The sequence below is a fragment of the Burkholderia plantarii genome (genome assembly GCF_001411805.1).
In the GTDB taxonomy this organism is placed as follows: domain Bacteria; phylum Pseudomonadota; class Gammaproteobacteria; order Burkholderiales; family Burkholderiaceae; genus Burkholderia; species Burkholderia plantarii.
Genome location: NZ_CP007213.1, coordinates 2,619,141 through 2,634,139 on the forward strand (window position 1 = coordinate 2,619,141; position 14,999 = coordinate 2,634,139).

The window sequence follows — 14,999 nt, forward strand, 5'->3', positions numbered from 1 at the left end:
CGTGTCGGACGCGCGCGCGGCGGCGGCGGCGAGCCATGCCGTGCCCGCTTCGCGGATTTTTCGTTCGCGGCCGGACCGACCGGCGCGTCCGGCGAACGCGCGCAACGCCGAGCGCCGCGCCGATGAGGCTAGCGGACGACCCGTAACACCGGTATGACGAAAGTTACGGAACATTTGACCGGGCCGCGCCGGCACGCCCCGCACGGCCGGTGCCGGCGCCGGTTGCCCGTGCCCGGCGGCCGTTCCGGCTCGCACCCCGGGTTGGCCCGAGCCGCGTGCCGCGCCGAAAAGGTTCGTAGCTTTCGACACGCGGCTGCCATGCCGCCTGCTTAAGGTGCAAGCGCATGGGGCGGCCCCGCCGCCGTGTCCCGTCTCATGCCTCGCGTTCCGGCCGGCTGCGGCCCGCTGCGGCACACGCGGCGTCATTTCGATACCCGGGACGTGGCACGGCGGCAACGCCGGCCGCGCCCGACCAACCAACGATGTCCGGGATGAGCCTTCGAGCCGACGACAGACGCGCCACGCGACCGGCGCCACGGGGTTTCACGCTGATCGAGGTGCTGATCGCGCTGGCGATCGTCGCGATCGCGCTCGGCGCGGTGATGCGCGCGATCGGTTCGCTCGCGACCGACACCGACGCGGCGCGCATGCGCCTGCTCGCGCTCTGGAGCGCCGACAACGCGCTCGGCTCGTTGAAGATCGGCGCCGCCTGGCCGCCTGTCGGCCGCACCCGCTTCGCCTGTCCGCAAGGTCCCTACGCATTCGTCTGCCGCCAGACGGTGGTGGCGCTCGCGATGCCGCGTCTGCGGCAGGTGTCGGTCAGCGTCTATGCCTCGGATTCGAGCCGCAACGTGCTCGCGGAGGTCGTCTCCGTGGTCCAGAATGAAGCGCGCGGCAACTGAGCGGCGCGCCGGGCGCCCCGGCCGGCCGCGCGCGCGCGGCTTCACGCTGATCGAGATGCTGGTGGCGATCGCGCTGATCGCCGTGATCGCGCTGCTGTCGTGGCGCGGGCTCGACGCGACGATCCGCGGCCGCGACACGATCGCCGCGAACCTGTCCCAGACGCGCCTGCTCGGCCGCTACTTCTCGCAGCTGCAGTTCGACCTGCTCAACCTGGCGACGGCCGACGAGGTGTTCGGGCCGCCGCTGCGGATCAAGCCGAACGAGCTGGTGCTGGTGCGCCACGTCGGGATCGGTAGCGGGCCGACCTCGGTGCAGGTGGTGCGCTACCAGCTGAAGGGCCACGCGCTGATGCGCAGCGCCTCGCAGCCGCTCGCCTCGCTGACCGAACTCGACGCGACGCTGCGCGAGATGGACAAGTACGCCGGCGTGGTGGTCACGCAGGATGCGCGCTCGATGCAGCTGTCGGTGTGGGTGCCGCCCGCCGGCTGGACCGGCAGCCAGGTCGCGGTCGAGGACGTCTACGCGCACTTTCTCGCGCAGCACGGCATCGGCAGCCTCGCGACGCTCGGCGCGCCGCTGCCGCGCGGCCTGCGCTTCACGGTGACGGTCGGCTCGCCGCCGGTCGAATACTCGCGGACCATCCCGATCGGCCAGTGACGGGCCGGCGACGAACCGGCGACGGCACCAGCGCGGCCGGCCGCGTGCGGCGCGCCCCACTGCCGCGAGGGCAACCGCGAAGCTCGGCCGCACGCGCAGCGGCGCAAATGGTCCGTAGCTTTCGTCACGGCGCCGTTACGGGCGCTCCGCTACGCTCGTCCCGATCGCGGGCGGGCAAGCGAGCGAGCGAGCGGCGCGGGCACGCAGCCCGACGGCACGGCAATGGCCGGCCGCCTCGCGCGCCGCGACGGCAAGCGGATATCGGTCAACGGGAGGGCATGTGTCGGGCGAATCGGGGAACAACATGGCGGGGCAGGCATCGGAGGCGCGCACCACGGCGCCGTCGACGGTGGCGACGGACCTGAAGCGGGCCAGGAACGCGCATGAAACGGGCCGCTTCGGCGATGCCGCGCGCGACTACCGCGCCGTGCTCGACCAGGACCCGGCGCATCCGGAGGCGCTCCACCTGTTCGGCGTGCTGCAGTTCCAGCGCGGCGACGCGGCCGAGGCCGAGGCGCTGCTGCGGCAGGCGCTGACGGTGCTGCCCTCGCAGGTGCGCGCGCGATCCGACCTCGGCGGCGTGATCGGCGCGCAAGGCCGCCTCGAGGAAGCGCTCGAACATTTCGCGGCGGCCCTGCGCCTCGATCCGGACGACCTGGTGACGCTGGTGCGCCAGGCCAACACGCTGCTCGAACTGCGCCGCCACGCCGCCGCGCTGGCCGCCTACGACCGCGCGCTGGCGGTCTCGCCGCTCGCGATCGACGCGCTCTGCAATCGCGGCGGCGCGCTGCGTGCGCTGCGCCGCCACGACGAGGCGCTCGACACCTACGACCGCGCGCTGATGGTCGACCCGAATTCCTGCGAGGCCTGGTTCAACCGCGGCCTCGCGCTGCGCGACCTCGCCCGCCACGGCGAAGCGCTGCAGGCCTTCGAGCGCGCGGGCGAGCTGCGCCCCGGCGTGGCCGTGATCCTCGCGATGCGCGGCCACGCGCTGCTCGCCCTGGACCGCCCGGGCGAGGCGCTCGCGGCGCTGAACGAGGCGATCGCGGCGGACCCGTCGCGGCTCGACGCGCTGTCCGGCAGCGCCGCCGCGCTCGAGGCGCTGGGCCGCCACGACGAGGCGCTCGCGCGCTGCGAACGCGTGCTCGCCGTCGATCCCGCGCACCCGCCGGCGCTCGCCGGCCGCGCCAACGCGCTGCTGCGCGCCGGGCGCCACGCCGAGGCGCTGGCCGGCTACGACGCGGCGCTCGCGATCGAACCCGACGCGCTCGACATCCTCTGCAACCGCGCCGCCGCGCTGCGCGCGCTGGGCCGCCGCGACGAGGCGCTGGCCGTCTGCGACGCCATCCACGCGCGCGACGCAAGGTACGTCGACGCCTGGGCCGGTCGCGCCGGCGTGCTGCGCGAGCTGGGCCGTCACGACGAGGCGCTCGCCGCGGCCGAGCGCGTGGTGGCGCTGCGGCCCGAACAGGCCGCGGGCTGGCTCGAACTGGGCCGCCTGCGCCAGGAGCTGGGGCGCACCGTCGACGCGCTCGCCGCCTACGACCACGCGCTGCGCCTGAACCCCGTGCAGGCCGACGCGCATCTGGCGCGCGCGGCGCTGCTGCTGGCCGACGGCGACTTCACGCGCGGCTGGGCCGACTACGAATGGCGCCTCGACGACCCGCGCCGCGCGCGCGAGGCGCGGGTGTTCACGCAGCCGGCCTGGCACGGCGACACGGCACTCGACGGCCGCACGATCCTGCTGCATGCCGAACTCGATCCCGACGAAACGCTGCAGCTGTGCCGCTACGCGCCGCTCGTCGCGGCACGCGGCGCGCGCGTGGTGCTGGAAGTGCCGCCGCCGCTGCGCGAACTGATGGGGTCGCTGGCCGGTGTCGCGCAGGTGGTGGCGCGTGGCGACGTGCTGCCCGACTTCGACTGCCACTGCCCGCTGCCGAGCCTGCCGCGCGCGCTGCGCACCGAGCTGGCGACGATCCCCGGCGAAACGCCCTACCTGCACGCCGATCCGGCGCGCGCGCGGCAGTGGGCCACGCGGCTCGGCGCGCCGGCGCGGCGCCGCGTCGGCCTGGCCTGGCGCGGCAACCCCGGCCATCACGACGCCGGCGCGCGCGCCATCGCGCCGGCGCGGCTGCAGCCGTGGTTCACGCGCGATATCGAGTGGATCGCGCTGCAAGTACCGGACGAAAAGGACGAGAAGCACGAGAAGGAAGACGAGGCCGCGCTGGCCGCCACGCCGCTGCGGCGCGTCGACGACGACTTGATCTCGCTCGCCGATCTGGCCGCGCTGCTGCCCTCGCTCGATCTCGTGATCACGATGGATTCGGCCGTCGCGCATCTCGCCGGCGCGCTGGGGCGGCCGGTGTGGGTGCTGCTGCCGCGGCCGGCCGAGTCGCGCTGGTTGCGCGAGCGCGCGGACAGCCCGTGGTATCCCACGGCGCGGCTGTTCCGGCAGACCGAAGCCGGCCGTTGGGACGACGTGGTGGACGCGGTCGGGCGGGCGCTCGACGCCTGAGGTGTTGCGTGCCGGGGAGGCACGCGTCGCGCTCGACGCCGGGCCGGCACGGCTCGCCGGCGCCGCCGGCCGGCCCGGCCGGTCATCGCGTCGTGCGTGGCCGCGCGCGCGGCGCGCGACCCGTGGTTGCCGTCCGCGCGAAACCCGCGCCCGGCGAAACGGCATCCACGATCACGACGGCGACGCCGATGACGCCGCGCGCGCCGTCAGTGCCCCGAGCCCGAACCCGATCCGCCCGACGGCGGCCCCGCGACGGAACTCGACGCCGCGGCCGCCGCGCTCGACGACGATGACGACGCCGCCGGCGTCGTGCTTCGGAACATCGTCAGGGACGTGTTGGTGCGCACGTCGGCCTGCGCGTGCGCCATGGCCGGTCTCGCATGATCGGGCAGGTCGGCGATGTCCTCGAGCCGGTCGGTCGGCACGACCTCGTGCGCGCCGGCCCCGAGCCGCCTTTTCTTGGTGCCGAAAAACGCATCGGACGGCTCGGCGTCCACGCGCACCTGCCTGTCGGTGGGCAGGCTGCCCGATCCCGCCTCGTACCGTGCCGTCGCCGCATGGCCGATCTCGGGCGTATGGTCGGCCTGCGCGGTGAACAGATCCCTCACCTCGCGAATGTCGCTGCCGTAAAACGGCGTCGGCGCCGCGCCGGCGGCGCGCGCCTCGGGCGTCCACGACGGCTCCATCAGCGGCGTCAGGATGCGCCGTGCGAGGTTGCGCTGTCCGGTCGGCGACAACGGGCCGGAAGCACCGTCGGTCGTGTCGAACGAGGGCCGCCCCGGGCTGGTCGGCGGGCTCAGGTAGTCGCCGCCGCGCGCCAGGGTCTCCCGCTGCGGCGACGCCGTCGCCATGCGCTTGCGGCTGCGCGCGGGCAGGTGATCGGCCGCGGCATCGAGGTTGGCCTTGACCTGCTCGCGACGCTCGTGAAGGTTGTCCGAGAACACGAGTCTCTCGCTGTCGTTCTTCAGGCTGCCGATGCCGTCCAGGATCGAATAGCCGTGCGTCAGGCCAGCCCGCAGCTCGGGGCCCGGGGCCGTGACGTGCAGCTGCGCGGCCGTCATGTGCATCGCGGCTTCGAGATCGGTGATCGGCGCCGTGTCGGTGGACTGCGCCGCGAACGAGCTGGCCGACTCGCGCAACGCATCGTGCGCGAAGCTCTGCCCCGGATAGCCGCTCACCGGCCGCTTCCGGTACTGATCCTGGAACATCGCTCCGCTGTGCGGCGCGACCCCGCGGTGCGAATCCCGGAACGCCTGCAGCGAGGCATCCTGCGGCCGCAGCCCCAGGCGGTTCCGGTTCATGACGGGCGACAGCGGCGGCGTGGTGGGCGGCGTGACCGGCAGCTGCGGGCTCAGCACCGTCGACGGCGGCGTCGATGGCGGTGACGGCGGCGCCGCGAACGGGGGAGACGGCGGCGGCGTCGATGAAGCAGGGGACGACGACGAGGCCCCGCCCGTGTTCGACTTTTTTGGCAAGTTCACCTGAATTTCCTTTCGAAAACGGAGACGGCTCGCACCGGGAGATCGGCTCGGTTGCGCGATGACGCGGGCCGATCTTACGCAGGGTTCGCGGCGATCACAACGGGCACGTGTACCGCGCCCTGGGTATCGCGCCACCCACCCGCGCCGCCGCGCCCCACCCCACCCGCATCTGCCGCGCGCCCAGGCCCGGCATGCCCCGGCGCCCCGCCCCGCGCGCATTCCGGCCGGGTGCGTTCGCACCCATCGCTGCGGCGCCCGAAAACAAAACCTTCCGCCAAATCATGGCCTTGCCCGCGACGCCCCCACATGGCACGGCCATTGCGTTATCCAGGTCGCGAAACGGTTCGCCCTCGCCCGGCCTAGATGCACGGGGAAGCCGGGCCGCCGCGAACAATCGAATCGATCGCCGTCCCCGGCGCCACGCGAAGTCATGCGGGGCGCCGGGGCGGTGTCGTGCAATCACGGCGCGCTGAGCCTGCTCATCGCCGGACCAATCGAACGTTTCATAAGAGTCAACAACGCGAGGTGAGATCATGAGTGAAAGCGTGCAGAAGAAGCTCCTGCGTATTCGCCCCCCCCGGGTCAAGATCACGTATGACGTGGAAACCGGCGGTGCCATGGAGAAGAAGGAGCTGCCGTTCATCGTCGGCATCCTGGCCGACCTGCAGGGCGAACGCGTCGACGCGGCGAACTATCCGGCGCTCAAGGAGCGCTCGATGGTCGAGATCGACCGCGACAACTTCAACGACGTGATGGCGAAGATCGCGCCGCGCACGACCTTCGACGCGCTGAAGAAGGACGACGAGGCGATCGCCAGCCTGCTCAAGGCCGACGGCAACAACGAACTGGTGTTCTCGAAGATCGAGGCGTTCGAGCCGCTGCAGGTGATCAAGGCGCTGCCGGCGCTGAAGGACATCTACGACAAGCGCGGCAAGATCCGCGACCTGCAGGCGCGCGCGGAAGCGTCGGGCTCGATCGGCGACCCGCTCACCTCGGTGATCTCGGGCAGCGACATCAAGCCGGGCAAGGCCGCCGTGGCCGCCTCGGCCGACGGCAAGACGGCGGCGCAGGACGCCGTGCCGTCGCTGAAGGCCGACGCCGACACGGTCGTCAAGGCCCGGGCCGCGCTGGTCGCGCTCGATCCCAAGGACGACAAGACCTCGACCGTGACCCGGCCGTCGAACGGCGAGATGTTCGACGTGTTCGTCGAGCAGTTCAACCTCTACTACGTCGGTGACCTCGCGCCGACCACGGTCGATCCGGCCGCGCCGCCCGCCCCGCTCGTGCGGCAGGGCCCGCGCACCTCCGCCGACCAGATCGAGAGCGTGCGCGCGCGCGGCGCGATCGCGGTGATCGACACGCTGGTCTCGCTGATCGACGAGCAGCTGAGCAGCGCGCTGTCGAGCATCATGCACTGCGACTCGTTCACGAGGATGGAAGCCACCTGGCGCGGCCTGAACCATCTCGTGATGAACACCGAGACCAGCACGATGCTGAAGCTGCGCGTGTTCAACGCCACCAAGAAGGAACTCTGCGACGACATGATGAAGGCGGTCGAGTTCGACCAGAGCGCCCTCTTCAAGATGATCTACGAAGCCGAGTACGGCACCTTCGGCGGCAATCCGTACAGCCTGCTGGTGGGCGACTACGCGATCGGCAACGTCGACGCCGACATCGACTTCCTGACCAAGATGGCCGAAGTCGCGGCCGCCGCGCACGCGCCGTTCCTCGCGCAGGCCTCGGCCGACCTGTTCGGCCTGAGCGGCTTCGACCAGCTCGACAAGCCGCGCGATCTGAAGAAGATCTTCGAGGGCGTGACCGCCGAGAAATGGCGCGAGTTCCGCGAACTCGAGGATTCGCGCTACGTCACGCTGGCCCTGCCGCGCGCGCTGCTGCGCCTGCCCTACGGCACGCCGACCAAGCGCAACACCACGCCCTGCGACGGCCTGAACTTCGACGAGCACGTCGGCCCGGCCGGCGTCGACGAGACGTTCTACGTCAAGAAGACCAACGAGATCCAGAGCTACCCCGAACCGGAACCGAAGCACTTCCTGTGGGGCAACCCGGCCTACCTGCTGGCCGAGCGCATCACCAACGCGTTCGCGCTGTACAGCTGGACCGCGGCGATCCGCGGCGTGGAAGGCGGCGGCCTGGTCGAGAACCTGCCGATCTACACGTTCACCTCGGAACACGGCAGCGTCGAGCTGCTCTGCCCGACCGAAGTGTCGATCACCGACCGTCGCGAGAAGGAACTGAACGACCTCGGCTTCATCACGCTCTGCCACTGCAAGGGCACCGGCAAGGCGGCCTTCTTCGGCGGCCAGACCACCAACCAGCCGAAGAAGTACTTCTCGGACTCGGCCAACGCCAATGCCCGCATCTCCGCGCTGCTGCCGTACATGCTGGCCGCCTCGCGTTTCGCGCACTACATCAAGGTGATCATGCGCGAGAAGATCGGCAGCTTCATGACGCGCGGCAACGTCGAGGACTTCCTCAATTCGTGGATCTCGAACTACGTGCTGCTCGACGACAACGCCTCGCAGGACGCCAAGGCGGCCTACCCGCTGCGCGAGGCGAAGGTGATCGTCACGGAAGTGCCGGGCGAGCCGGGCTCGTACCGCGCCACCGTGCTGCTCAAGCCGCACTTCCAGCTCGAAGAGCTGACCACCTCGATCCGGCTCGTGGCCAACCTGCCGAAATAACCTTTCCCATCTTTCACTATTTCTAGGAGTTGGTCATGGATCTGATTCTCTTCCAGCCGGGTGATCAAAGCATCATGAACCAGGAGGGCAGCGAGATCGACAATTCGGCCTGGATGGCCGACGGCCCGACCGGGCTGTGCATCGAAATCGTGTCGCTCCACCAGGGCATGAAGCAGCAGGTCACCACCGACGTCAGCAACAACGCGCGGACCTCGGGCCGGCCCATCATCACCGAGTTCACGCTGGTCAAGTACGTCGACCAGACCTCGGTGAAGCTCTACGACTACTGCCTCGGCGCCAAGCTGCTGGGCAGCGGCGCGGGCGCGCCGAGCACCATCTACATCGCGCGCGAATCGGGCGGCAAGACGATGAACATCATCAAGATCCAGCTGAAGGACGCCATCATCAGCGAGATCCAGTTGCAGACGCATCCGAACGACATGCCGACCGAGCAGTTCAAGCTCAACTTCACCGAAGTGATCTGGACCTACACGCAGCAGCTGAACAACATGACGGCGAAGGGCGTGAAGACCACCGGGTGGAGCCTCGCGAAGAACATGCCGATCGGCGGTTCGTTCTCGTCGCTCGTCTGACGCCGCGCGTCGCGCGTACTCATCGGCCATCCATCGCCGAACCGGCAAGGAGAAGGCATGCAGTTCCTGTTCGAGCGCCTCGCGGAACCGCCGTCGTTCGACGGCTCGCAGACATTCGATCTGCGCGCCGCCGTCGCCGCGCAGATCCAGCGTCTCGTCAGCGCGCGCACCACGCGCGTGGGCGGTGACCTGGACCTGCTCGACTTCGGCTCGCCGAGCGTGGTCGACATCGCACTGGACAGCAAGCCTCAACTCGAGCTGTACGCGCAACGCCTTGCCCGCCTCGTTGCCCGCTACGAACCGCGCCTGAAGTCGCCCAGGGTGCGGATCGAGGCGAGCAGCGAGACGCTGCGGCCGTATCGCCTGGCGATCTACGGCACGCTCGATCAAAGCAACGGAGTGGACGTGTTCCACTTCGAGCTGCCCTCCCACTGAGGTCCGGATGCAACCTGCCACCGTCACGCTCAGCGACTGCTTCCGCGAGGAACTGGCCGCGCTGCGCACCGAGTCGGTCCAGTTCAGCGAGAAGCATCGCGAGCTGGCCCGCACGCTCGGGCTCAACGCGCGCGAGGCGAGCGACCCGCAGGTCGAGCTGCTGCTGCAGTCGTTCGCGTTCCTCACCGGGCGCCTGCGCCATCAGGTCGAACAGGACAAGACGCGCCTGCCCGACACGATGCTCGCGTTCCTGTATCCGCACCTGGAAGCCCCGATCCCGTCGATGCTGATCGCCCGGATCGACGTCAAGCCGGACGGCACCGATTTCTCGAAGGAGCAACTGCTGCCGCGCGGGCGCACGGTCACCGCGCTGACCACCAACCATCTCGGGCAGAACACCGAGTGTCGCTTCCAGACCTGCTACGACACCCCGCTGCTACCGCTGCGGCTCGACACGGTCGCGCTCGAATCGGCGCTCGAATACGCGTTCCTCGGCAGCACCTCGTCGTCGCGCTCGGTGCTGCGCATCCGCGTGCGCCCCGACGGCGTCGGCACGCTGCAGGCCAAGGGCCGCGGCCCGGCGCGCCTGCGCTTCTACATCAACGACGCGCAGCCCGACGCGGTGGCGCTCTACGAGATGATCGCGCTGCACCTCGAAGGCATCTACGTGCTGCCGCCCGCCGCTTCGCAGCGGCCCCGCCAGCTGCCGCCCGAGGCGCTGCGCTGGCTCGGCATGGAGCCCGACGAGGCGGTGCTCAACGCCAACCCGCATACGCATCCGGGCTACCGGCTGCTGCAGGAATATTTCGCGTTTCCGGAGAAGTTCGGCTTCTTCGAAGTCGGTCGGCTCGACGAGCTCGACTTCGAGGGCGTCGGTGACTATTTCGACCTGCTGCTGGTGCTCGACATGCCGTTCGAGCCCAAGCTGCATTTCTCGGCCGATTCGCTGCTGATGAACTGCGTGCCGCTGATCAACCTGTTCACGCAGCGCATCGAGCCGATCGCGCTCGGCCACAACGAATACGAATACCGCGTGACGGGCGACCTCAAGAACCATCGCTACTGCGAGATCCATTCGATTCGCGAGCTCGAATCGATCTCGAGCGAAGGCAAGCCGCGCACCATCGCGCCGTACTTCGCGATGGACAACTTCGGCCAGCTCGACGGCCAGGACTATTTCTACCTGTGCCGCCGCCTGCCGGCCACCGCGCCCAACGTGGCGGGCAGCGAAACCTACGTGTCGTTCCTCGACGAGCAGTTCAACCTGGAGCACCCGAACGACGAGGTGGTGGGCGGCACCGCGCTGTGCACCAACCGGCGCCTGCCCGAGCGGCTCATGTCGGGCAGCCCGCTGCATCTGGAAGGCGGCGGCCCGGTCAAGCGGATCACCGCGCTGACCAAGCCCACGCCGCATCACACGCCCGCGCAGATCGGCCATCGCCCGTGGTCGCTGATCTCGCAGCTGTCGCTGAACCATCTCTCGCTCGACGGCGGCACGCTCGCGCTCGGCGCGCTGAAGGACATCCTGCGGCTGCACGTCGGCCCGCACCGCGAGAGCGGCTGGAAGCAGATCGACGCGATCACCGAGCTGCGCAGCCGCAGCATCATGCGCCACGTCGGCCGCGACGGCTGGCGCGGCTTCGTGCGCGGCTCGGAGCTGACGGTGGTGATGGAGCCGATCGACATCGGCGCGGGCAGCGTGGTGCTGTTCTGCTCGGTGCTGCGCCAGTTCCTGCGCGGCTACGCGAGCGTCAATCATCTGGTCGAAGTCGCGCTCGAAACGCGTAACCTCAAAGGGAGCCCGAAGCAATGGCTAGCATTGGCCGGCACCGCTATCGCACTGTAAGGGAGTACATGCTCCGGCAGCACGAGGACTTCAACGTATTCCAGTTGATGCGCCTGATGCTGCGCGATACCAACCGGCGCCTGCCGATCGGCCGGCGCCTGCGGTTCCGCGCCGACCTGTCGGCCGCGTTCCCGGCCAGCGAGTTCGCGAGCGTCACGCCGCTGCCGGCCCTGGTGGACGAACCGGCGAACGGTCCGGCGAACGACGCCGCGCCCGCCGAGGCCCGCGAGCAGGGCTTCGAGATCAGCACCGCGAACTTCTGCGTGGCGAGCGTGACGGGGCCGCTGCCCGAGCCGTTCACCGAGTGGGCGCGCGAGCTGGCCGCGCTGCGCGCCACGGCGATGGCCGACTTCTTCGACATCTTCAACCAGCGCGCCAACGTGCTGCGCTTCCAGCTCAAGCGCGAGCTGACGCCGGGCCTCGACGACGCGCCGCCGGGGCAGACCGCGATGGCGCAGCGGCTCGCGGCGCTGGTCGGCCTCGACGACGCGAAGCTGGCGGCCCAGGTGCCGCTGCCCAAGCGCGCCTGGCTCGGCATCGCCGGGCTGCTCGCCAACCGCCGCAAGCAGGCTTCCACGCTGGTGGAGGTGCTCGGGCTCGCGCTCGGCGCGAACGTCAGGCTGACCGAGAACGTCGGCGCCTGGCACGAGCTGGACGAACGCGATCGCTGCGCGCTCGGCCGCAACAACCATCGGCTCGGCCAGACCTGCGTGGTGGGCCGCCGCGTGTGGGACCAGCAGGCGCGCCTGCGCCTCGAGATCGGCGTGGTCGATTACGCGGCGATGTGCCGGCTGCTGCCGCCGGCACCGGTGCCGGCCGCCGGCGCGGGCGCCGTGCCGCTGGACTCGCTCGGCGCGATCGGCGCGCTCGCCGCGGCGGGCTCGCCCGCCGCGCCCGTCACGCTGCCCCCGCCCCAGCCCGGCTACGCGATGCTGAGCGGCCTCGTGAAGCTGCTCGTCGATCGCCTCGCCGACGTCGAGATCGTGCTGCACGTGGCGGACCCGAGCGTGCCGCCCACCCCGCTGCCGCAGCCCGCGCGCGGCGCCGACACCAGTTCGATGCGGCTCGGCCAGAGCGCCTGGCTCGCGGGCACGCCCGCGCATCGCCATGCCACGCGTCCGGTCAGCTTCCTGATCACGACGCGCCATTCCGGAGGCGCCGCATGAGCGACATCCTCGATACCGGCACGACCCGCGCGTTTTCCGTCAACCCGCTCGGCGCCCCCGAGCCCGACGTCTACCTGCACTGCGCCGTGTTCGTCACCCGCGACACGATCCTCGGTGCCGAGACGTTCCGCCTCGAGAGCTTCCAGGGCCAGGAAAACGTGTCCGAGCCGTTCGAATTCCAGCTCGAGCTGGTCGCCAATTCGGACGGCCGCAGCCCCGCCCCCGTCACGTTCCGCTTCGACGAACTGATCGGCCGCGCCATCACGGTGGGCATCGGCAAGCGCAGCGAGCCCGGCGCGAGCGCCATGGAGTTCCGCGCCGCGATCGAGGGCAACCCGGTGCCGGGCGCGCGGCTCTCGCTGTTCAACGGCATCGTCACCAGCTTCGCGGTGAAGAACCGCGGCAGCTACGCGATCACGATGAAGCCGGCGCTGCACCGCCTGAGCCTGACCAACAACTATCGCGTGTTCCACCGCCGCACCGTGTGGGAGATGATCGCGCAACTGCTCGACGCGCACCACATCGCCTACCTGCCGTTCCAGCACGCCCAGCACAACCTCGCCGTGATCCGCCGCCAGGACTGGATGCAGGCCGGCGAGACCGACCTGGAATTCCTCAAGCGGCTGATGGGCAAGGCGCTGCTGTATTTCTACTTCGTCCACACCGGCAACGGCCACGCGCTGGTGTTCTCGAACCTGGCCCACTATCCGGAGGCCGTGCCGGGCGGCCGGCCGCTGCGCTACACCTACTCCGACGCGACCTCGCTCGGCCTGGAGCAGGAGGACGTGGTCACCGAGTTCAGCATGAAGAAGTCGATGGGCAGCACCGGCGTGCAGGGCGTGCTCACGCAGCAGGACGGCGCCTGGCTCGGCAACCCGGTGGTCGAGTTCAATTCGTTCTATGCCAACGACCTGCAGGACGCCAACCCGCTGCCGTTCAATCTCTACAAGAGCTACCAGTACGGCGGCAGCAAGGAAGAGGTGCAGCATCTGTCGGCCAAGACGCGCAGCACGCTCGACGGCAGCCGCAACGAGCTGTCGGGCGCCAGCAACTGCGCCACGTTCCGCGTCGGGCATCGCTTCACGCTGACGAGCGGCGACGGGCCCACCAACCCGCACGAGCCGTTTCTCGACAACGGCGCGTTCGTGCTGACCGCGATCCAGCATCAGGCGAGCGCCGACGGCACCTACCGCAACCAGTTCCAGGCCGGCGACGCGTCGTACCTGATCACGCCCTACTCGATCCAGGCGACCCAGCAGGGCAGCGTGCTGGCCAAGGTGGTGGCGGGCGAGCCGCCCGATGCGGCCGGCGCGGTCGATTTCGGCTCGCGGGACTCGTTCCGCACCGGACAGAGCAGCTTCGGCGACGCGCTGAACAACGCCTCGTACGAGCAGGTCGGCGTATACGTGCGCTTCTCGACCGCGGCACCCGACGCCGCGCCCGTCTGGGTCAAGCTCTCGGCGTCGATGCAGACGGCGCCCACCGTCGGCTCGGTGGTGGTGGTCGGGCGCGCGCAGGACGAGTCGGAGCTGCCGGAAATCCAGAACGTGATCCAGACCAACGGCAGCGAGCTGGTGGTGAAGGGAGACTGGCTGTCGAACACGCACGTCGGCAACAACTATTCGACCAGCTACGGCGACAACCAGAGCATCGGCTACGGCACGAACTCGACCCCGGACCTGAGCCAGTCCACCCAGATCGTCTCGGACGCCTACAACACCGACCGCTTCGACAACGTGAGCTTCACGCAGGGCTCCAGCTACAGCTTCAACGTCGCCAATTCGCGGGCCGTCGGCGCGAGCTCGAGTTCCGTCGAACTGTACGGCGGCGTGGTGGCCGACGACATCCTGAGCGCCTCGGAGTCGCTCGGCTCGACCTACAGCCGCCAGGTTGGCAGCATCAGCCACAACTATTCGCAGATCGACAACGCCACCGCGGTCAGCATCAACCTGACCAACACCTCGACCACCACGATCGGCGCGTCCACCACCAACACCAATATCGGCGCGTCCACCACCAACAGCAACATCGGCGTGTCGACCACCATTTCATACACGGGCCAGGTGTTCACGAAGAGCGTGACCGGCGATGCGGTGGAAAACATCACGAGCCTCAACACCACGCGCACCAGCCAGAGCGGCAACCTGATCGAGAACAGCGTGTCGGGCAACGTCACGCGCGTCTCGACCACGGGCGACATCACCGAAACCAGCACCGTCGGCAATACGGTCCGCATCTCGGTCTCGGGTAACGTCGACGAGACGAACACCGTCGGCGACACGATCCGCGTCTCGACCACGGGCGACGTCACCGAGAACAACACCGTCGGCAACACGGTCCGCAATTCGATCTCCGGGAATCTCGTCGAATCCATCGAGCAGGGCAGCGTCGAGCGCACCACCATCACCGGCACGGTCACCGAGGAGACGACGCGCGGCGACGTCACCACCATGACGGTGGACGGCGAGATCACGGAAGTGATCACGCGCGGGGAATCCACCCTCACCTCGATGCTCGGCAACGCCACCCTCATCGAGACGTCCGGCGCGACCTCGAACATCGTCACCAACGCCGAACTCACCGAGGTGCAGACGGCCGGCCCCGGCGCGCGCGTGTCGAACAACGACGAAACCCCGCACGTCGACAACATCGTCACGCGCGTCTACATGATCGAAGCCACCATCATCTTCATGTGAGCCGC

At 69.8% G+C, this 14,999-nt stretch carries 11 protein-coding genes; 10 read left to right on the forward strand and 1 reads right to left on the reverse strand.

All coding sequences use genetic code 11. The annotated features are described in order from the left end of the window. Positions 1-491: 491 nt before the first annotated feature. The 3 genes from gspI (at position 492) to bpln_RS27835 (ending at position 4,075) form a co-directional block, all read left to right on the forward strand. The gene (gene gspI, locus bpln_RS27825) at positions 492-902 is read left to right on the forward strand and encodes a type II secretion system minor pseudopilin GspI (RefSeq protein WP_042628376.1); all 411 of its coding nucleotides are present in this window, start codon (positions 492-494) and stop codon (positions 900-902) included. Beyond that, positions 883-1,560 carry a PulJ/GspJ family protein gene (locus bpln_RS27830; RefSeq protein ID WP_055140618.1) on the forward strand — a complete coding sequence of 226 codons (678 nt, stop codon included), beginning with the start codon at positions 883-885 and terminating at the stop codon, positions 1,558-1,560. The genes gspI and bpln_RS27830 overlap by 20 nt, the downstream gene beginning before the upstream one ends. A 280-nt stretch (positions 1,561-1,840) precedes the next feature. Next, positions 1,841-4,075: a tetratricopeptide repeat protein gene (locus tag bpln_RS27835; protein WP_244486975.1), complete on the forward strand. Its 2,235-nt coding sequence runs from the start codon at positions 1,841-1,843 to the stop codon at positions 4,073-4,075. Between the two features lie 206 nt (positions 4,076-4,281). Here bpln_RS27835 and bpln_RS27840 read toward each other — a convergent pair whose 3' ends face one another. After that, positions 4,282-5,376 (reverse strand): hypothetical protein, encoded by a 1,095-nt coding sequence (locus bpln_RS27840; RefSeq protein ID WP_055140619.1) that lies wholly within the window; start codon positions 5,374-5,376, stop codon positions 4,282-4,284. On the opposite strand from bpln_RS27840, the gene bpln_RS27845 reads away from it, so the two are divergent. The 7 genes from bpln_RS27845 (at position 5,375) to bpln_RS27880 (ending at position 14,994) form a co-directional block, all read left to right on the forward strand. Continuing rightward, positions 5,375-5,560, forward strand: a complete 186-nt coding sequence (locus tag bpln_RS27845) for a hypothetical protein (protein WP_055140620.1) — start codon at positions 5,375-5,377, stop codon at positions 5,558-5,560. The genes bpln_RS27840 and bpln_RS27845 overlap by 2 nt on opposite strands. A 541-nt stretch (positions 5,561-6,101) precedes the next feature. Beyond that, on the forward strand, positions 6,102-8,258 hold the full coding sequence (gene tssC / locus bpln_RS27855; protein ID WP_244486976.1) for a type VI secretion system contractile sheath large subunit: 2,157 nt from the start codon (positions 6,102-6,104) through the stop codon (positions 8,256-8,258). Between the two features lie 35 nt (positions 8,259-8,293). Further along, positions 8,294-8,851, forward strand: coding sequence for an Hcp family type VI secretion system effector (locus tag bpln_RS27860; RefSeq protein WP_042628381.1), 558 nt, complete (start codon positions 8,294-8,296; stop codon positions 8,849-8,851). Between the two features lie 57 nt (positions 8,852-8,908). Further along, positions 8,909-9,286: a type VI secretion system baseplate subunit TssE gene (tssE, locus tag bpln_RS27865; protein WP_042628382.1), complete on the forward strand. Its 378-nt coding sequence runs from the start codon at positions 8,909-8,911 to the stop codon at positions 9,284-9,286. A gap of 7 nt (positions 9,287-9,293) precedes the next feature. Continuing rightward, positions 9,294-11,132, forward strand: a complete 1,839-nt coding sequence (gene tssF / locus bpln_RS27870; protein WP_055140623.1) for a type VI secretion system baseplate subunit TssF — start codon at positions 9,294-9,296, stop codon at positions 11,130-11,132. Further along, positions 11,096-12,298, forward strand: a complete 1,203-nt coding sequence (tssG, locus tag bpln_RS27875; protein WP_082465467.1) for a type VI secretion system baseplate subunit TssG — start codon at positions 11,096-11,098, stop codon at positions 12,296-12,298. Before tssF ends, tssG begins: the two co-directional genes overlap by 37 nt. Further along, on the forward strand, positions 12,295-14,994 hold the full coding sequence (locus tag bpln_RS27880) for a contractile injection system protein, VgrG/Pvc8 family (protein WP_055140625.1): 2,700 nt from the start codon (positions 12,295-12,297) through the stop codon (positions 14,992-14,994). The genes tssG and bpln_RS27880 overlap by 4 nt, the downstream gene beginning before the upstream one ends. Positions 14,995-14,999 lie beyond the last annotated feature (5 nt).

Coding starts and splice junctions, on each gene's coding strand:
- gspI (WP_042628376.1), top strand. CDS start 492: ATGAGCCTTCGAGCCGACGACAGACGCGCCACGCGACCGGCGCCACGG.
- bpln_RS27830 (WP_055140618.1), top strand. CDS start 883: ATGAAGCGCGCGGCAACTGAGCGGCGCGCCGGGCGCCCCGGCCGGCCG.
- bpln_RS27845 (WP_055140620.1), top strand. CDS start 5,375: ATGACGGGCGACAGCGGCGGCGTGGTGGGCGGCGTGACCGGCAGCTGC.
- bpln_RS27840 (WP_055140619.1), bottom strand. CDS start 5,376: ATGAACCGGAACCGCCTGGGGCTGCGGCCGCAGGATGCCTCGCTGCAG.
- bpln_RS27860 (WP_042628381.1), top strand. CDS start 8,294: ATGGATCTGATTCTCTTCCAGCCGGGTGATCAAAGCATCATGAACCAG.
- tssE (WP_042628382.1), top strand. CDS start 8,909: ATGCAGTTCCTGTTCGAGCGCCTCGCGGAACCGCCGTCGTTCGACGGC.
- tssF (WP_055140623.1), top strand. CDS start 9,294: ATGCAACCTGCCACCGTCACGCTCAGCGACTGCTTCCGCGAGGAACTG.
- tssG (WP_082465467.1), top strand. CDS start 11,096: ATGGCTAGCATTGGCCGGCACCGCTATCGCACTGTAAGGGAGTACATG.
- bpln_RS27880 (WP_055140625.1), top strand. CDS start 12,295: ATGAGCGACATCCTCGATACCGGCACGACCCGCGCGTTTTCCGTCAAC.